Annotated in this window: 15 protein-coding genes; 12 read left to right on the forward strand and 3 right to left on the reverse strand. The window is 61.2% G+C overall.

The features are described from left to right. Positions 1-192: 192 nt before the first annotated feature. From LOY26_RS01515 to LOY26_RS01525, 3 genes are all read left to right on the forward strand, one after another. The gene (locus tag LOY26_RS01515) at positions 193-423 is read left to right on the forward strand and encodes a hypothetical protein (protein WP_033703149.1); all 231 of its coding nucleotides are present in this window, start codon (positions 193-195) and stop codon (positions 421-423) included. Further along, entirely contained in the window at positions 420-722 is a 303-nt protein-coding gene (locus LOY26_RS01520; protein ID WP_033703147.1) for a cell division protein ZapA, read from the forward strand. Before LOY26_RS01515 ends, LOY26_RS01520 begins: the two co-directional genes overlap by 4 nt. A gap of 121 nt (positions 723-843) precedes the next feature. Next, complete coding sequence (locus LOY26_RS01525; protein ID WP_095065429.1) at positions 844-2,781, forward strand: methyl-accepting chemotaxis protein; 1,938 nt, start codon at positions 844-846, stop codon at positions 2,779-2,781. A 108-nt stretch (positions 2,782-2,889) separates the two neighbouring features. Here LOY26_RS01525 and LOY26_RS01530 read toward each other — a convergent pair whose 3' ends face one another. After that, positions 2,890-3,930: a low specificity L-threonine aldolase gene (locus tag LOY26_RS01530; protein WP_033703145.1), complete on the reverse strand. Its 1,041-nt coding sequence runs from the start codon at positions 3,928-3,930 to the stop codon at positions 2,890-2,892. Positions 3,931-4,248: 318 nt separating this feature from the next. Here LOY26_RS01530 and LOY26_RS01535 point away from each other — a divergent pair, with 318 nt between their 5' ends. The 7 genes from LOY26_RS01535 to fdhA all read left to right on the forward strand — a co-directional run bounded on the left by LOY26_RS01535 (position 4,249) and on the right by fdhA (position 13,289). Continuing rightward, a complete protein-coding gene (locus tag LOY26_RS01535) occupies positions 4,249-5,502 on the forward strand; it encodes a serine hydroxymethyltransferase (protein ID WP_047582966.1) in 1,254 nt (417 codons plus the stop codon). 15 nt (positions 5,503-5,517) lie between these two features. After that, positions 5,518-6,768, forward strand: coding sequence for a sarcosine oxidase subunit beta family protein (locus LOY26_RS01540; protein WP_008089646.1), 1,251 nt, complete (start codon positions 5,518-5,520; stop codon positions 6,766-6,768). A 14-nt stretch (positions 6,769-6,782) separates the two neighbouring features. Then, entirely contained in the window at positions 6,783-7,118 is a 336-nt protein-coding gene (locus tag LOY26_RS01545) for a sarcosine oxidase subunit delta (RefSeq protein ID WP_027594307.1), read from the forward strand. Then, positions 7,115-10,132 (forward strand): sarcosine oxidase subunit alpha, encoded by a 3,018-nt coding sequence (locus tag LOY26_RS01550; RefSeq protein ID WP_033703143.1) that lies wholly within the window; start codon positions 7,115-7,117, stop codon positions 10,130-10,132. The genes LOY26_RS01545 and LOY26_RS01550 overlap by 4 nt, the downstream gene beginning before the upstream one ends. Before the next feature lie 183 nt (positions 10,133-10,315). After that, positions 10,316-10,948, forward strand: a complete 633-nt coding sequence (locus LOY26_RS01555) for a sarcosine oxidase subunit gamma (RefSeq protein WP_186658521.1) — start codon at positions 10,316-10,318, stop codon at positions 10,946-10,948. 10 nt (positions 10,949-10,958) lie between these two features. Continuing rightward, on the forward strand, positions 10,959-11,816 hold the full coding sequence (purU, locus tag LOY26_RS01560; RefSeq protein WP_033703141.1) for a formyltetrahydrofolate deformylase: 858 nt from the start codon (positions 10,959-10,961) through the stop codon (positions 11,814-11,816). A gap of 273 nt (positions 11,817-12,089) precedes the next feature. After that, complete coding sequence (gene fdhA / locus LOY26_RS01565) at positions 12,090-13,289, forward strand: formaldehyde dehydrogenase, glutathione-independent (protein ID WP_033703138.1); 1,200 nt, start codon at positions 12,090-12,092, stop codon at positions 13,287-13,289. A 50-nt stretch (positions 13,290-13,339) separates the two neighbouring features. Here the strand turns inward: fdhA and LOY26_RS01570 are convergent, their stop codons facing one another. Further along, positions 13,340-14,245, reverse strand: a complete 906-nt coding sequence (locus tag LOY26_RS01570) for an RHS repeat-associated core domain-containing protein (RefSeq protein WP_258714321.1) — start codon at positions 14,243-14,245, stop codon at positions 13,340-13,342. Between the two features lie 46 nt (positions 14,246-14,291). After that, the gene (locus LOY26_RS01575; protein ID WP_186666134.1) at positions 14,292-15,194 is read right to left on the reverse strand and encodes an RHS repeat-associated core domain-containing protein; all 903 of its coding nucleotides are present in this window, start codon (positions 15,192-15,194) and stop codon (positions 14,292-14,294) included. A 413-nt stretch (positions 15,195-15,607) separates the two neighbouring features. On the opposite strand from LOY26_RS01575, the gene LOY26_RS01580 reads away from it, so the two are divergent. Together LOY26_RS01580 and LOY26_RS01585 are read left to right on the forward strand one after the other, a co-directional pair. Beyond that, positions 15,608-15,856 (forward strand): hypothetical protein, encoded by a 249-nt coding sequence (locus LOY26_RS01580; RefSeq protein ID WP_156311249.1) that lies wholly within the window; start codon positions 15,608-15,610, stop codon positions 15,854-15,856. Positions 15,857-15,872: 16 nt separating this feature from the next. Further along, a complete protein-coding gene (locus LOY26_RS01585) occupies positions 15,873-16,145 on the forward strand; it encodes a DUF3077 domain-containing protein (protein ID WP_186666132.1) in 273 nt (90 codons plus the stop codon). Positions 16,146-16,284 lie beyond the last annotated feature (139 nt).

Here is a 16,284-nt window from a genome sequence, read left to right on the forward strand (position 1 = left end):
TCTTGAGCGAGACCGGTGAAATTTGTGAGCGCGCTAACTTTTTCCTGACCGGCGGTTGACCCAGGTCGGAACAAGCGGCCCGATACCCTGTCAATCTGCGCAGCAGAAACCTTAAGAATCCGATATTTAATGGCGAGGACTGACACTTTTCTTTATCGTGTGCGCCCTCTGCAACAACCTGAGATAGACCCCATGCTTGAAGCCTCCCTGAATCAAATCGAGCAACTGGTCAGCGACCTGATGCATAAAAACGCTCAACTCACCGAGCAGAACACCACCCTCGGCCAGCAACTGGCCCAGGCCAAGGAAGAAAACGAAACCCTGCAGCTGTCGCTGATGGAGCAGGAAGAAAAGAACGGCGCCACTGCCGCGCGCATCCAGGCGCTGGTTGATCGCGCCAGTGCGGGTGTCGTCAACGCATGAGCTTGAATGCGCAGCCGGTCAATGTCGTGTCGATCCTTGGCAGCGACTATTCGATCAAGGCGCCTGAAGGCCAGGAAGAAACCTTGGCGCAGGCGGTGCGAATGCTCAACACCGCCTTGGCCGAGACCAAGCGTTCGTACCCGACCTTGATCGGCGACAAACTGCTGGTGCTGGCTGCCCTGAACCTGTGCTCCAAGCAGGTTGAGCTGCAGAAGGAGCATCAGCAGACGCTTGCGCGCACCCAGGCGCAGATCGACGCCACGGTGGACGCGATCGTTCGGACTATTGCCGAATCCTGATGGGCACCTGGGGCCGCACAGCGGCCCCAAGGTCCCCAAGCAATGTCCCAGATCACTGGAATAACTGGATACGTAAGTGTATACACTTCCCGCAAAACAATAATTGGCGGGGAGCAAGGGCATGCGTATCTGGCGGCGAAGCATCCAGTGGCAATTGATCGCAAGCATGGGCGCGGCCCTGCTGGCGAGCATCCTGGTAGTGGTGATCATCTTCACAGTGGCGTTCAACCGCTTGACCGAACGCTACCTGGTCGACACGGCGCTGCCGGCCAGTGTCGAAGCCATCCGTAACGACATCGAGCGCATGCTCGGCCAGCCGCTGGTGGCTGCGGCCGACATTGCCGGCAACACCCTGCTGCGCGACTGGCTTGCCGCGGGCGAAGACCCTGCGCAAGCACCGCGCTTCATCGAATACTTGGACGCTGCCAAGCAGCGCAACAAGGCCTTCACCACGCTGTTCGCCGCCACAGAAACCGGCCATTACTACAACGAAAATGGCCTGGACCGCACCCTCAGCCGTGCCAACCCCAAGGACAAGTGGTTCTACGGCTACATCGACAGTGGCGCCGAGCGCCTGATCAATATCGACATCGACGGTGCCACCGGTGAGTTGGCGCTGTTCATCGACTATCGCGTGGAAAAGGACGGCAAGCTGGTAGGCGTCGCCGGCATGGGCCTGCGCATGGCCGAGCTGTCGAAACTGATCCATGACTTCAGCTTTGGCGAGCACGGCAAGGTGTTTCTGGTGCGCAACGATGGGCTGATCCAGGTGCACCCGGACAACGCCTTCAGCGGCAAGCGCCAACTGGTCGATCAGCTCGATGCGCACGCCGCCAAGGCAGTGATGAATGGTGAGCCGGGCCTGCGCACCAGCCGCTTCCAGCGCGATGGCGAAGATTATCTGGCGTTGGGCCTGCCACTGCGCGACCTGAACTGGACTTTGGTCGCCGAGGTGCCGGAGGCCGAGATCTACGCGCAGATGCGTCAGGCGGTATGGCTGACCACGTTGATCGGTGGCGGCGTGGCGCTGCTGTCATTGTTGCTGGTGGTGTTGCTGGCACGTGGGCTGGTGCGGCCTATCCGCCGGGTCACTGCCGCGCTGGTGCAGATCGGCAGCGGCGCCGGTGACCTCAGCCATCGCCTGGATGATTCGCGCCAGGACGAGCTGGGTGACCTGGCGCGGGGCTTCAATCGTTTTCTCGACAGCCAGCGCAGCCTGATTGGCGAGGTGTTGCAGACTTCTGAACGGCTGCATCGGGCCGTCGAGCAGGTGACCCAGGTGGTGGACAACACCGCCGAACGTTCCGGACGGCAGCAGGAAATGACCGAGATGGTGGCCACCGCTGTGCACGAAATGGGGCTGACGGTGCAGGACATTGCCCGCAATGCCGGTGATGCGGCGCAGGCCTCGCAGTCGGCGCGTGATGAGGCCTTGCAGGCGCGTGAAGTGGTGCGCCGTTCGATTCAGGGCATCGAGGGTATGTCGGGGGATATCGGCAAGGCGGCGGATGCGGTGGAGCAGTTGGCCGACGAAGTCGCCTCGATCGATGAAGTATTGGCGGTGATCCGTAGTATTTCCGAGCAAACCAACCTGCTGGCGCTGAATGCGGCCATCGAGGCTGCGCGGGCAGGGGAAATGGGCCGCGGCTTTGCCGTGGTGGCCGACGAAGTGCGAACGCTGGCGCGGCGCACGCAGCTGTCTACCGATGAAGTGCAGCAGATGATCCAACGCCTGAAGCAGGGCGCGGGTTCGGCGGTGAGCTCGATGCAGGCGGGGCAGCAGGCGACCGGCAGTGGCGTGGAATCGAGCCAGCGCACCGGGGCGTCACTGGGGGCGATTACCGATCAGGTGGAACATATCAGTGACATGAACCATCAGGTGGCCACAGCGACTGAAGAGCAGTCGGCGGTAACTGAGGAGATCAACCGCACGGTGCAGGGGATTTCCGACCTGGCGCGGGAGACGGCGGCTGAGGTGCAAGGGTGCCGCGAGGAGTGCCAGGCTTTGCGTGGTTTGGCCGATGACCTGGCGCGGCAGATGGGTGGGTTCAGGCTCTAGGTCGGTGTTGGCTTCTTCGCGGGGCAAGCCCGCTCCCACACGTACAGCGCCGGCATTGAGATTGGCGCTGTACTTGTAGGCGCGGGCTTGCCCCGCGAATGCGGCCTGTCAGGCGGTGATGATGCTGCGAATATCCGCCGCCAGCTCACGCACCCGTTCCTCTTCGGTGTCCCACGAGCACATGAACCGCGCCCCGCCGCTACCAATAAAGGTGTAGAAGCGCCAGCCCTTGCCGCGCAACGCCTCGATCGCAGGCTCTGGCATCTGCAGGAACACCCCGTTGGCCTCCACCGGGAACATCAGCTCAACCCCCGGCAAGTCACTCACCAACGACGCCAGCAACTGCGCGCAGTGGTTGGCGTGGTTGCCATGGCGCAGCCAGGCGCCGTCTTCCAGCAGCCCGACCCAGGGCGCTGACAAGAAGCGCATCTTCGAGGCCAGTTGCCCGGCCTGCTTGCAGCGGTAGTCGAAGTCCTCGGCCAGGTCGCGATTGAAGAACAGGATCGCCTCACCCACCGCCATGCCGTTCTTGGTGCCGCCAAAGCACAGCACATCGACGCCGGCCTTCCAGGTCAGCTCTGCCGGGCTGCAACCGAGGAACGCGCAGGCATTGGTAAAGCGCGCGCCATCCATGTGCAGGTTCAGGCCCAGCTCCTTGCAGGTGGCGCTGATCGCCTTGAGCTCATCGGGGCGGTACACGGTGCCCACTTCGGTGGCCTGGGTGATGGTCACCACGCGTGGCTTGGGGTAGTGGATGTCCTGGCGCTTGAGGGCGACCTCACGAATCGATTGCGGGGTCAGCTTGCCGTTGACGCTGGCCGCCGTCAGCAGCTTGGAGCCGTTGGAGAAAAACTCTGGCGCGCCGCATTCGTCGGTCTCGACGTGGGCGGTCTCGGAGCAGATCACGCTGTGGTAGCTCTGGCACAGCGAGGCCAGGGCCAAGGAGTTGGCGGCGGTGCCGTTGAAGGCGAAGAACACTTCGCAGTCAGTTTCGAACAGCTCGCGAAAGTACTGGGCGGCCCGCTCGGTCCACTGGTCGTCGCCATAGGCGCGGTCGTGGCCCATGTTGGCCTTGGCCATGGCGGCCCAGGCTTCGGGGCAGATGCCGGAATAGTTGTCGCTGGCGAATTGTTGGCTCTTATCTGTCATGACACGGTCCTGTGAACGACGCAGAACTGCACTCTAAACTATCGATTCAGCAGTTGCCTATACAACCTGCTTTCAGTCGGATCTGTGTCGGCCTCTTCGCGGGGCAAGCCCGCTTGCACAATAGTCCTGCATACAGCAATCAATGGGAGCGGGCTTGCCCCGCGAAGCGGCCGGCAACAGCAACACAAAGCCAATGTCGTAAACGCGCCATTGCAAGGCGTGCGCAGGCATCTGACCCACCCCGGCCAGTCATACCATCGCCACAAAGGGCCACAGTGCCTTACAGACAAGAAACGATCGCTGCCGGGAGACAACAAGATGTTCAGCAAGCAAGACCAGATCCAGGGTTACGACGACGCACTGCTGGCGGCGATGAATGCCGAAGAACAGCGCCAGGAAGATCACATCGAGCTGATCGCCTCGGAGAACTACACCAGCAAGCGCGTCATGCAGGCCCAGGGCAGCGGCCTGACCAACAAATACGCCGAAGGCTACCCAGGCAAGCGCTACTACGGCGGCTGCGAGCACGTCGACAAAGTCGAAGCGCTGGCCATCGAGCGCGCCAAGCAGCTGTTCGGTGCCGATTTCGCCAACGTCCAGCCGCACTCCGGCTCTTCCGCCAACGGCGCGGTCTACCTGGCCCTGCTGCAGGCCGGTGACACCATCCTGGGCATGAGCCTGGCCCACGGCGGCCACCTGACCCACGGCGCCAAGGTGTCGTCTTCGGGCAAGCTGTATAACGCTGTGCAGTACGGCATCAACACCGACACCGGCCTGATCGACTACGACGAAGTCGAGCGCCTGGCAGTCGAGCACAAGCCAAAGATGATTGTTGCCGGCTTCTCGGCCTACTCCAAGACCCTCGACTTCCCACGCTTCCGCGCCATCGCCGACAAGGTCGGTGCGCTGCTGTTCGTCGACATGGCCCACGTCGCCGGCCTGGTTGCCGCTGGCCTGTACCCCAACCCGCTGCCGTACGCCGACGTGGTCACCACCACCACCCACAAGACCCTGCGCGGTCCACGTGGCGGCCTGATCCTGGCCAAGTCCAACGAAGCGATCGAGAAGAAGCTCAACGCTGCCGTATTCCCAGGCGCCCAGGGTGGCCCGCTGATGCACGTCATCGCCGCCAAGGCCGTGTGCTTCAAGGAAGCGCTGGAGCCTGAGTTCAAGCGCTACCAGCAGCAGGTCATCGAAAACGCCCAGGCCATGGCCCAGGTGTTCATCGACCGCGGCTACGACGTGGTGTCCGGCGGCACCGACAACCACCTGTTCCTGGTCAGCCTGATCCGCCAGGGCCTCACCGGTAAAGATGCCGACGCCGCCCTGGGCCGCGCGCACATCACCGTCAACAAGAACGCCGTGCCCAACGACCCGCAGTCACCGTTCGTCACCTCGGGCCTGCGCATCGGCACCCCGGCTGTCACCACCCGCGGCTTCAAAGTCGCCCAGTGTGTGGCCCTGGCTGGCTGGATCTGCGACATCCTCGACAACCTCGGTGATGCCGACGTTGAAGCCGATGTGGCGAAGAACGTCGCCGCCCTGTGCGCAGACTTCCCTGTTTACCGCTGAGTGGAGTAAACGACCATGCAACGCTACTCGGGCTTCGGCCTTTTCAAGCACTCCCTCAGCCACCACGAAAACTGGCAGCGCATGTGGCGCACGCCGACCCCTAAAAAGGTCTACGACGTGGTCATCGTCGGCGGTGGCGGCCATGGTCTGGCCACGGCCTACTACCTGGCCAAGGAACACGGCATCACCAACGTCGCGGTGATCGAGAAAGGTTACCTGGGCGGCGGCAACACCGCCCGTAACACCACTATCGTGCGGTCCAACTACCTGTGGGACGAGTCGGCGCAGCTGTACGAGCACGCCATGAAACTGTGGGAAGGCCTGTCCCAGGACATCAACTACAACGTGATGTTCTCTCAGCGCGGCGTCTACAACCTGTGCCACACCCTGCAGGACATTCGTGACTCCGAGCGCCGCGTCAGTGCCAACCGCCTCAACGGTGTCGATGGCGAACTGCTGAACACCGCCCAGGTCGCAGCCGAAATCCCGTACCTGGACTGCTCCAAGAACACCCGCTACCCGATCCTCGGCGCTACCGTTCAGCGCCGTGGTGGCGTCGCCCGTCACGATGCCGTGGCCTGGGGTTACGCCCGTGCCGCCGATGCCCTGGGCGTCGACCTGATCCAGCAGACCGAAGTGATCGGTTTCCGCAAGGAAAACGGCGCGGTCATCGGCGTGGAAACCAACAAAGGCTTCATCGGCGCCAAGCGCGTCGGTGTGGTCACTGCCGGCAACTCCGGGCATATGGCCAAGCTGGCCGGCTTCCGCCTGCCGCTGGAATCGCACCCGCTGCAAGCACTGGTGTCCGAGCCGATCAAACCGATCATCGACAGCGTGATCATGTCCAACGCGGTGCACGGCTACATCAGCCAGTCCGACAAGGGCGACCTGGTGATCGGTGCCGGTATCGACGGCTGGGTCGGCTACGGCCAGCGCGGTTCGTACCCGGTGATCGAGCACACCCTGCAGGCGATCGTCGAGATGTTCCCCAACCTCTCGCGCGTACGCATGAACCGCCAGTGGGGCGGCATCGTCGACACCTCGCCGGACGCCTGCCCGATCATCTCCAAGACCCCGGTCAAGAACATGTTCTTCAACTGCGGCTGGGGCACCGGCGGCTTCAAGGCGACCCCGGGTTCGGGCAACGTCTTTGCCGCAAGCCTGGCCAAAGGCGAGATGCACCCGCTGGCTGCGCCGTTCTCCATGGACCGTTTCTACAACGGCGCACTGATCGACGAACACGGCGCCGCCGCCGTCGCCCACTAACCGGAGACACCGTCATGTTGCATATTTTCTGTCCCCACTGCGGCGAGCTGCGCTCCGAAGAAGAGTTCCACGCCTCCGGCCAGGCGCACATCGCCCGCCCGCTGGACCCTGCCGCCTGCTCCGACGAAGAGTGGGGCACCTACATGTTCTTCCGCGACAACCCGCGCGGTATTCACCATGAACTGTGGGACCACGTTGCCGGCTGCCGTCAGTACTTCAACGTCACCCGTGACACCGTGACCTACGAGATTCTGGAAACCTACAAGATTGGCGAGAAGCCGCAGGTGACCGCCAACGGCAAGCAGAACAGCGCACCGTCGACCGTCAAAGGCCAAGGGGAAAAAGTATGAGCCAGACCTATCGCCTCGCCAGCGGCGGCCGTATCGACCGCAGCAAGGTCCTGAACTTCACCTTCAACGGCAAGACCTACCAGGGTTATGCCGGTGACAGCCTGGCCGCCGCGCTGCTGGCCAACGGCGTCGATATCGTCGGCCGCAGCTTCAAGTACTCGCGTCCGCGCGGCATCATCGCCGCCGGTACCGAAGAGCCGAACGCCATCCTGCAGATCGGCTCCAGCGAAGCCACCCAGATCCCTAACGTGCGTGCCACCCAGCAGGCGCTGTACGCCGGCCTGGTCGCCACCAGCACCAACGGCTGGCCGAACGTCAACAATGACGTCATGGGCATCCTCGGCAAGGTCGGCGGCAGCATGATGCCGCCGGGCTTCTACTACAAAACCTTCATGTACCCGAAATCGTTCTGGATGACTTACGAGAAGTACATCCGCAAGGCGGCAGGCCTTGGCCGTGCACCGCTGCAGAACGACCCGGACAGCTACGACTACATGAACCAGCACTGCGACGTGCTGATCGTCGGTGCCGGCCCTGCTGGCCTGGCTGCCGCCCTGGCCGCTGCCCGCAGCGGTGCGCGGGTGATCCTCGCCGACGAACAGGAAGAGTTCGGTGGCAGCCTGCTCGACAGCCGCGAGACCCTCGACGGCAAGCCTGCCGCCGAGTGGGTGAGCAGCATCGTCAAAGAGCTGGAAAGCCTGCCGGAAGTGACCCTGCTGCCACGCGCCACGGTCAACGGCTACCACGACCACAACTTCCTGACCATCCACGAGCGCCTCACCGACCACCTCGGTGACCGCGCCCCGATCGGCCAGGTGCGTCACCGCGTGCACCGTGTGCGTGCCGGCCGTGTGGTACTGGCCGCTGGCGCACACGAGCGCCCGCTGGTGTACGGCAACAACGACGTGCCGGGCAACATGCTGGCCGGTGCTGTCTCCACCTACGTGCGCCGCTACGGCGTGGCCCCGGGCCGCAAGCTGGTGCTGTCGACCAACAATGACCACGCCTACCGCGCCGCGCTGGACTGGCACGACGCTGGCCTGCAAGTGGTCGCCATCGCCGACGCCCGCCACAACCCGCGCGGTTCGCTGGTCGAGGAAGCACGTGCCAAGGGCATCCGCATCCTCACCTCCAGCGCCGTGGTCGAGGCCAAGGGCAGCAAGCACGTGACCGGCGCCCGCGTGGCCGCCATCGACGTGCAGGCACATAAAGTCACCAGCCCTGGCGAAACCCTCGAGTGCGACCTGATCGCTACCTCCGGCGGCTACAGCCCGATCGTCCACCTGGCTTCGCACCTGGGCGGTCGCCCGGTATGGCGTGAAGACATCCTCGGCTTCGTGCCGGGTGATGCACCGCAGAAACGCGTGTGCGTCGGTGGTATCCACGGCATCTACGCCCTCGGTGACGTGATTGCCGACGGCTTCGAAGGCGGCGTGCGCGCAGCCACCGAAGCCGGCTTCAAGGCCACTGCCGGCACCCTGCCGAAAACCGTGGCACGCAAGGAAGAGGCCACCGTGGCGCTGTTCCAGGTGCCGCACGACAAGGGCACCAAGGGGCCGAAGCAGTTCGTCGACCAGCAGAACGACGTGACCGCCGCCGGTATCGAACTGGCCACCCGTGAAGGCTTCGAGTCGGTCGAGCACGTCAAGCGCTACACCGCGCTGGGCTTCGGTACCGACCAGGGCAAGCTGGGCAACATCAACGGCCTGGCCATCGCCGCCCGTTCGATCGGCATCACCATTCCGGAAATGGGCACCACCATGTTCCGCCCGAACTACACGCCGGTGACCTTCGGTGCGGTAGCGGGCCGGCACTGTGGCCACCTGTTCGAGCCCGTGCGCTTCACCGCCCTGCATGGCTGGCACGTGAAGAACGGCGCCGAGTTCGAAGACGTCGGCCAGTGGAAGCGCCCGTGGTACTTCCCCAAAGCCGGTGAAGACATCCACGCCGCCGTGGCCCGCGAGTGCAAGGCTGTGCGCGACAGCGTGGGCCTGCTCGACGCCTCGACCCTGGGCAAGATCGACATCCAGGGCCCGGATGCACGCGAGTTCCTCAACCGCATCTACAGCAACGCCTGGACCAAGCTCGACGTGGGCAAGGCCCGTTACGGCCTGATGTGCAAGGAAGACGGTATGGTCTTCGACGACGGCGTCACCGCCTGCGTTGGCGACAACCACTTCTACATGACCACCACCACCGGCGGCGCCGCCCGTGTGCTGCAGTGGCTGGAGCTGTACCACCAGACCGAATGGCCAGAGATGAAGGTGTACTTCACCTCGGTCACCGACCACTGGGCGACCATGACCCTGTCCGGCCCCAACAGCCGCAAGCTGCTGAGCGCGCTGACCGACGACATCGACCTGGACAAGGACGCCTTCCCGTTCATGACCTGGAAGGAAGGCACTGTTGGCGGCGTACCGGCCCGGGTGTTCCGTATCTCGTTCACCGGTGAGCTGTCGTACGAAGTCAACGTGCAGGCCAACTACGCCATGGGCGTACTGGAAAAGATCATCGAGGCAGGCAAGCAATACAACCTGACCCCGTATGGCACCGAGACCATGCACGTACTGCGTGCCGAGAAGGGCTTCATCATCGTTGGCCAGGACACGGACGGCTCGATGAACCCGGACGACCTCAACATGAGCTGGTGCGTGGGCCGCAACAAGCCGTTCTCGTGGATCGGCCTGCGTGGCATGAACCGCGAGGACTGCCTGCGCGACAACCGCAAGCAACTGGTCGGCCTCAAGCCTGTGGACCCGACCCAGTGGCTGCCGGAAGGTGCTCAGCTGGTGTTCGACCCCAAGCAACCGATCCCGATGGACATGGTCGGCCACGTTACCTCCAGCTACGCAGCCAACTCCCTGGGCTATTCGTTCGCCATGGGTGTGGTCAAGGGCGGCCTCAAGCGCATGGGCGAGCGTGTGTTCTCGCCGCAGGCCGACGGCAGCGTGATCGAGGCGGAGATCGTGTCTTCGGTGTTCTTCGATCCGAAGGGTGAGCGGCAGAACGTCTAAGGCCCACCGGTAGGCCTGAATTGGAATGCAAACCTTGTGGGAGCGGGCTTGCCCCGCGAATGCGCTGGTGGCCTCACCGCCCCCTTCGCGGGACAAGCCCGCTCCCACTGGGCCCCCATTAGCATTCGGGCATTGCATCTGACCTCTGGTCTTACGGACAACAGAATTCAAGGCAGGTAAGAAATGAGCGCTATCAACGTCTTCCAGCAAAACCCCGGCGCCGAAGCCAAGGCCCAGTCGCCGCTGCACCACGCCGACCTGGCCAGCCTGGTTGGCAAGGGCCGCAAGAACGCAGGTGTGACCCTGCGTGAAAAGAAATTCCTCGGCCACCTGACCCTGCGCGGCAATGGCCATGACCCGGCCTTTGCCGCAGGCGTGCACAAGGCCTTGGGCCTGGAGCTGCCGGTCGCCCTGACCGTGGTCGCCAACAACGAGATGTCGCTGCAGTGGATGGGCCCCGACGAGTGGCTGCTGATCGTCCCGGGCGGCCAGGAGTTCGCCGTCGAGCAAAAACTGCGCGCGGCCCTCGAAGGCCTGCACATCCAGGTGGTCAACGTCAGCGGTGGGCAGAGCCTGCTGGAACTGCGCGGCCCGAATGTGCGCGAAGTGCTGATGAAGTCCACCAGCTATGATGTGCACCCGAACAACTTCCCGGTGGGCAAGGCTGTTGGCACCGTATTCGCCAAGTCGCAACTGGTGATCCGCCGCACCGCCGAAGACACCTGGGAACTGGTGATTCGCCGCAGCTTTGCCGATTACTGGTGGCTGTGGCTGCAGGACGCTTCGGCCGAATACGGCCTGAGCATCGAAGCCTAAGGAGAAAGACATGAGTCGGGCACCGGATACCTGGATTCTCACCGCCGACTGCCCGAGCATGCTCGGTACCGTCGACGTGGTGACGCGTTACCTCTTCGAGCAGCGCTGCTACGTGACGGAGCACCACTCCTTCGATGACCGGCAGTCGGGGCGCTTCTTCATTCGCGTCGAATTCCGCCAGCCGGACGATTTTGACGAGGTCGGTTTCCGTGCCGGCCTCGCCGAGCGCAGTGAAGCGTTCGGCATGGCCTTCGAGCTGACCGCGCCCAACCACCGCCCCAAGGTGGTGATCATGGTGTCCAAGGCCGACCACTGCCTGAACGACTTGCTGTATCGCCAGCGCATTGGCCAACTGAGCATGGACGTGGTCGCGGTGGTGTCCAACCACCCCGACCTGGAGCCACTGGCGCACTGGCACAAGATCCCCTATTACCACTTTGCACTCGACCCCAACGACAAGGCTGGGCAAGAGCGCAAGGTGTTGCAGGTGATCGAGGCGTCTGGCGCTGAGCTGGTCATCCTTGCCCGCTACATGCAGGTGCTGTCGCCCGAGCTGTGCCGACGCCTGGATGGCTGGGCGATCAATATTCACCACTCACTGTTGCCAGGGTTCAAGGGCGCCAAGCCTTACCACCAGGCGTACAACAAAGGCGTGAAGATGGTCGGCGCCACGGCGCACTACATCAACAACGACCTCGACGAAGGGCCGATCATTGCCCAGGGCGTCGAAGTGGTGGACCACAGCCATTACCCCGAGGACCTGATTGCCAAGGGACGGGATATCGAATGCCTGACGCTGGCGCGGGCGGTGGGGTATCACATTGAACGGCGGGTGTTCCTTAACGCCAATCGGACAGTGGTGCTCTGACTATTTTGGGGCTGCTTTGCAGCCCTTTCGCGACGCAAGGCCGCTCCTACAGGGGTACGCGATCTCCTGTAGGAGCGGCCTTGCGTCGCGAAAGGGCCGCGAAGCGGCCCCCTGCATTTGGTCTGCCGTAAAAAGGCATCCCCCTGTCGCTTCCAGTCAGTGCCTTGCGCCCCATCAGGCCCACAATTCCCTGCATTCCAGTAACACATGCCGCCCATGGATGGCGGCGCTTCAACCAACGCTGCATAAATAAAAACCAAGCGAGGTAAGAGCATGTCTGGCAATCGTGGAGTGGTATATCTCGGCGCCGGCAAGGTCGAAGTACGCAATATCGACTACCCGAAAATGCAGGACCCGCGTGGCAAGAAGATCGAGCACGGGGTGATCCTCAAGGTGGTCTCCACCAACATCTGCGGCTCCGACCAGCACATGGTCCGCGGCCGCACCACTGCCCAGGTCGGCCTGGTGCTGGGCCACGAAATCACCGGTGAAATCGTCGAGTTGGGCCGTGACGTCGAACGCCTGAAAAAGGGCGACCTGGTGTCGGTACCGTTCAACGTCGCCTGCGGCCGCTGCCGCTCGTGCAAAGAGATGCACACCGGCGTCTGCCTCACCGTCAACCCGGCCCGCGCCGGTGGCGCCTACGGCTATGTCGACATGGGCGACTGGACCGGCGGCCAGGCTGAATACGTGCTGGTGCCGTACGCTGACTTCAACCTGCTGAAACTGCCGGATCGCGACAAGGCCATGGAAAAGATCCGTGACCTGACCTGCCTGTCCGACATTCTGCCGACTGGCTACCACGGTGCTGTGACGGCCGGCGTTGGCCCAGGCAGCACCGTTTATGTTGCCGGTGCCGGCCCGGTCGGCCTGGCTGCTGCTGCCTCGGCCCGCCTGCTGGGCGCTGCCTGCGTCATCGTCGGCGACCTCAACCCATTGCGCCTGGCACACGCCAAGTCGCAGGGCTTCGAAGTGGTCGACCTGTCCAAGGACACCCCGCTGCACGAGCAGATCGTCGATATCCTCGGTGAGCCGGAAGTGGACTGCGCCGTTGACGCCGTCGGCTTCGAGGCACGCGGCCATGGCCACGAAGGTGCCAAGCACGAAGCCCCGGCTACTGTGCTGAACTCGCTGATGCAAGTGACCCGCGTTGCCGGCAACATCGGTATCCCAGGGCTGTACGTGACCGAAGACCCGGGCGCGGTAGATGCCGCTGCCAAGATCGGCGCGCTGAGCATCCGCTTTGGCCTGGGCTGGGCGAAATCGCACAGCTTCCACACCGGCCAGACCCCCACCATGAAGTACAACCGACAGCTGATGCAGGCGATCATGTGGGATCGCATCAATATTGCTGAAGTGGTTGGCGTGCAGGTGATCAGCCTGGATCAGGCGCCGGAAGGGTATGGCGAGTTTGATGCTGGGGTGCCGAAGAAGTTTGTGATTGATCCGCACAAGACGTTTAGTGCGGCGTGAAGGATATAAACGAAGCCCCGTGCCTGGGGCTTCGTTTACCGGCAGGCCAGTTAGAGCTGCGGCCGAATAGGTTTATAGTCTTTTCGGATCTGCACTGAATGGTCGTTCAGATCGTGTAGCTGATCATGGCGTCTTTTTCCAGCCTTGAGCATAAAGGAATTTTGACGCTCCAAAATATTGATTTGAATGTTGAGCTTGCGTTGGTCGATTTTTTCAAACAGCTTGGGCGCGGCTTGAAGGCTTTTGATTTCACTCAGGTTGCTAGCGAATTTTCCATAGTCATCCCCGACAAGAAACAGGTGCGTGCCATTCCGTTGTTTGATTGAATGAAGATGAGTGCGAGTCAATGTGTAGGTGGCAGTTTTAGGTGGTAAACTTAAATTCGCTGTGTTGCCACTTTGGTTGAAAATTTCTTGATTGTTGAGCCATTGTTTTTTTGACGTTGTGCTGAAAATTTCAATTTTTCTTCTGGATACTGAAGTAATTCCTTGAATTGTGACGTGGCCGGTAGGGTCGGTATAGTTCAAGGGGTCTCCATGGCAGTAGGCGAAAGGGTTCATGCCGCCTTCGTCGAAAGGGCTGAGATTGTCAGGTGCAAGAAAGCGCATGAGCTCGGGGCTGTAGAGCCGATAGCCGTTACCCAGTAGATAGCCTAGGGTTTGGGGCTCGATACGCTCACCATTGAAACCGAGCGAGTGACGACGGGGGAGCAGGGCGGGGGCGTGTCCATAAGCTGAATAGCTATGCGCGGCTTCGTCACTTTCGCTTTGCACCTGTAGAACAGAGCCTTTGTCATCGGTTGCCAGTAACGCGTTACCTGACATTTCACCCGTCTGCTGCTCGGCCAGTGGCATCTCCGCGCTGCGGAAGATGGCGCGATGATGTTTACCCTGCTTCACGGTAACGAGCCTACTGTCTTGGTAGAAGAAGAACGATTTATTCACTGACTTAATCATGGCGTTGGCCTCCTAGAACCCAAGATCAGCGAGTTGCCAATTGTTTTTAGATCTTGGCTTTTCGTAGCTCTTCGGCGCGATAGTATAGGTCTGGGTCTGTTTTGCCTTCGCGATGGTTGAAAAGGTTCATCGGGCTACCGTTGCGTGCTGATTGAATTTTCATTTGATTTATGTGTTGATCGTTGTTTTTTTTGTATTCGAGATATCTGACTCTAATGGCCATTTGGTCGGTAGATTCTGTGGGTGCTTGGCCATACTTCTTTAGATTTTTGAGCTTTTTCTTGACGTATTTTGCATCGGTGCTTATTTGGTTTTGTAGTTTATTGATTGCTGTCAGGTTTTCTATGGTCGTTGGTTCCTCGGTCAGTTGAATAACCGCTGACCTGTCAAGCATGAGCTTCTCGCGGCGGTCGGATACTTGTTGTTTTCGTTTATCAATTCGACTGCTTCTTGTGCTTATCCAAGTGGATGGCTTAAATAACGAGAAGTGACCTGTTGGGTCTGATTGGTTGACGGGATCTCCCAGGCAATAGCAGTAGCTATTCAAGCCGCCCTCTTGAAAAGGACTTAGATTGTCTGGCGAATAAAATCGCATCAGGGCTGGGCTGTAAGATCGGTAACCGTTGCCGAGCAGATAGTGTCCCTCGTCTGTCCGGTACTGGCCGTTAAATCTTAATAAGGAGAATAAGGAGAGCATTCTGGTTTTGGCAGCATCATGCCCATAAGCCGCATAGGCCAGTGCTGCAGTTTCTACTTCGCTACTCATACCTAGTACTGAGCCGCTTTTGTCTGTAAACACTCGGGTCGCGCTTGCTTTCAAGTCGGTGTGAAGCTCCGCAAGTGGCACGTCGTCGTAAGCAAAGATGGCACGCTTCTGCGCTCCCTGACTGACGGTGATGAGCTTTCCGTTCTGGTAGAAGAACTGTGTAGCGTTCGCCTGGTTTTTCATGAAGCGCTCCTGTTATCAGTCACCGCTGATGGGCCTATAACAGGATATTGGTCAGGAATGGAGTGGTCGGCTACTGGCAAAAATGATAGGTATGCGGAAATTGCCTACGTGGCTATGGGCCATTTCCTGCTTACTCTACGAATCAGCAGGAAATACCCTACGCAGTCTGTCGAATCGCGTCTGATTGCCCCTGTGAACCCCGGTCCGTAGGCTCGTTGGGTCGCTGAACGGTTCAGCGATGGGGGTGTGGAAACCCTGGTAGTCATCGATCGACATGCCGTTATGGCGGCTGTGCGCGGGAGGCCGTTTGGCCTACCGGGTTGCTCGATGACCGGTTTTCCACCCCGCGTTCAGCTGCCTCCATTCGTGTGGAAACGAGGTTGGTGGCTTTCCCATCACCATCGAGTTGAATCATGAAAAAAATCGTCCCCGATCCACCCCGCCTCAAACTGTTCAACACCCTCTATTCCTCCATCCACCCCGACCTGCTCCCGCTCGACGCCTTGTCTGTCGCCAGCGAGATGCTGCTGGGCATCTCGGAAACCGTCGACGAGTACCGCCGCATCCATACCGGTGAGCCGGGCCTGCACATGCTGGCCAATGCAATCCATTCCGCCGATACCGCCCACGCGTTGATCGAGCACGCGCTGGCGCGTATGTGAAGGAGGGTGTAGTGCGATGAGCGACGATAGACAAGCAAACGTTACGGTTGGCGCCAAGACCTTCTGCGAGGCTGGCGAACAGCCCAGCCATCTGTTCCGGGTGATGCCTGGTGTGCCGTTCGAGCATGCCTATGAGCAGGTTTCGGTACTGCTGGGGTACATCAAGCACCTGGTGCACGAAGGGGATATGGAGGATGACCACAAGCTGCTCGGTGCTGCGGATTACCTGAGTGCGTTTGCCAAGGCGATCATGGATGACATCGAGCTTGCTCGGAACAGAAGGCACTGACTGGGCCAGTCTGTTAGCGGGGCCGCTGTGCGGCCCTTCGCGGGGCAAGCCCGCTCCCACAGGATCCCGATCTGCGGCTTGGAACAAACCTTCAATCTTTCAGTCGAATGCCTCGTTTCCCAGGCCATCCCGGCCTACG

It is taken from the genome of Pseudomonas sp. B21-047, assembly GCF_024748775.1.
In the GTDB taxonomy this organism is placed as follows: domain Bacteria; phylum Pseudomonadota; class Gammaproteobacteria; order Pseudomonadales; family Pseudomonadaceae; genus Aquipseudomonas; species Aquipseudomonas capeferrum.

Coding starts and splice junctions, on each gene's coding strand:
- LOY26_RS01515 (WP_033703149.1), top strand. CDS start 193: ATGCTTGAAGCCTCCCTGAATCAAATCGAGCAACTGGTCAGCGACCTG.
- LOY26_RS01520 (WP_033703147.1), top strand. CDS start 420: ATGAGCTTGAATGCGCAGCCGGTCAATGTCGTGTCGATCCTTGGCAGC.
- LOY26_RS01525 (WP_095065429.1), top strand. CDS start 844: ATGCGTATCTGGCGGCGAAGCATCCAGTGGCAATTGATCGCAAGCATG.
- LOY26_RS01530 (WP_033703145.1), bottom strand. CDS start 3,930: ATGACAGATAAGAGCCAACAATTCGCCAGCGACAACTATTCCGGCATC.
- LOY26_RS01535 (WP_047582966.1), top strand. CDS start 4,249: ATGTTCAGCAAGCAAGACCAGATCCAGGGTTACGACGACGCACTGCTG.
- LOY26_RS01540 (WP_008089646.1), top strand. CDS start 5,518: ATGCAACGCTACTCGGGCTTCGGCCTTTTCAAGCACTCCCTCAGCCAC.
- LOY26_RS01545 (WP_027594307.1), top strand. CDS start 6,783: ATGTTGCATATTTTCTGTCCCCACTGCGGCGAGCTGCGCTCCGAAGAA.
- LOY26_RS01550 (WP_033703143.1), top strand. CDS start 7,115: ATGAGCCAGACCTATCGCCTCGCCAGCGGCGGCCGTATCGACCGCAGC.
- LOY26_RS01555 (WP_186658521.1), top strand. CDS start 10,316: ATGAGCGCTATCAACGTCTTCCAGCAAAACCCCGGCGCCGAAGCCAAG.
- purU (WP_033703141.1), top strand. CDS start 10,959: ATGAGTCGGGCACCGGATACCTGGATTCTCACCGCCGACTGCCCGAGC.
- fdhA (WP_033703138.1), top strand. CDS start 12,090: ATGTCTGGCAATCGTGGAGTGGTATATCTCGGCGCCGGCAAGGTCGAA.
- LOY26_RS01570 (WP_258714321.1), bottom strand. CDS start 14,245: ATGATTAAGTCAGTGAATAAATCGTTCTTCTTCTACCAAGACAGTAGG.
- LOY26_RS01575 (WP_186666134.1), bottom strand. CDS start 15,194: ATGAAAAACCAGGCGAACGCTACACAGTTCTTCTACCAGAACGGAAAG.
- LOY26_RS01580 (WP_156311249.1), top strand. CDS start 15,608: ATGAAAAAAATCGTCCCCGATCCACCCCGCCTCAAACTGTTCAACACC.
- LOY26_RS01585 (WP_186666132.1), top strand. CDS start 15,873: ATGAGCGACGATAGACAAGCAAACGTTACGGTTGGCGCCAAGACCTTC.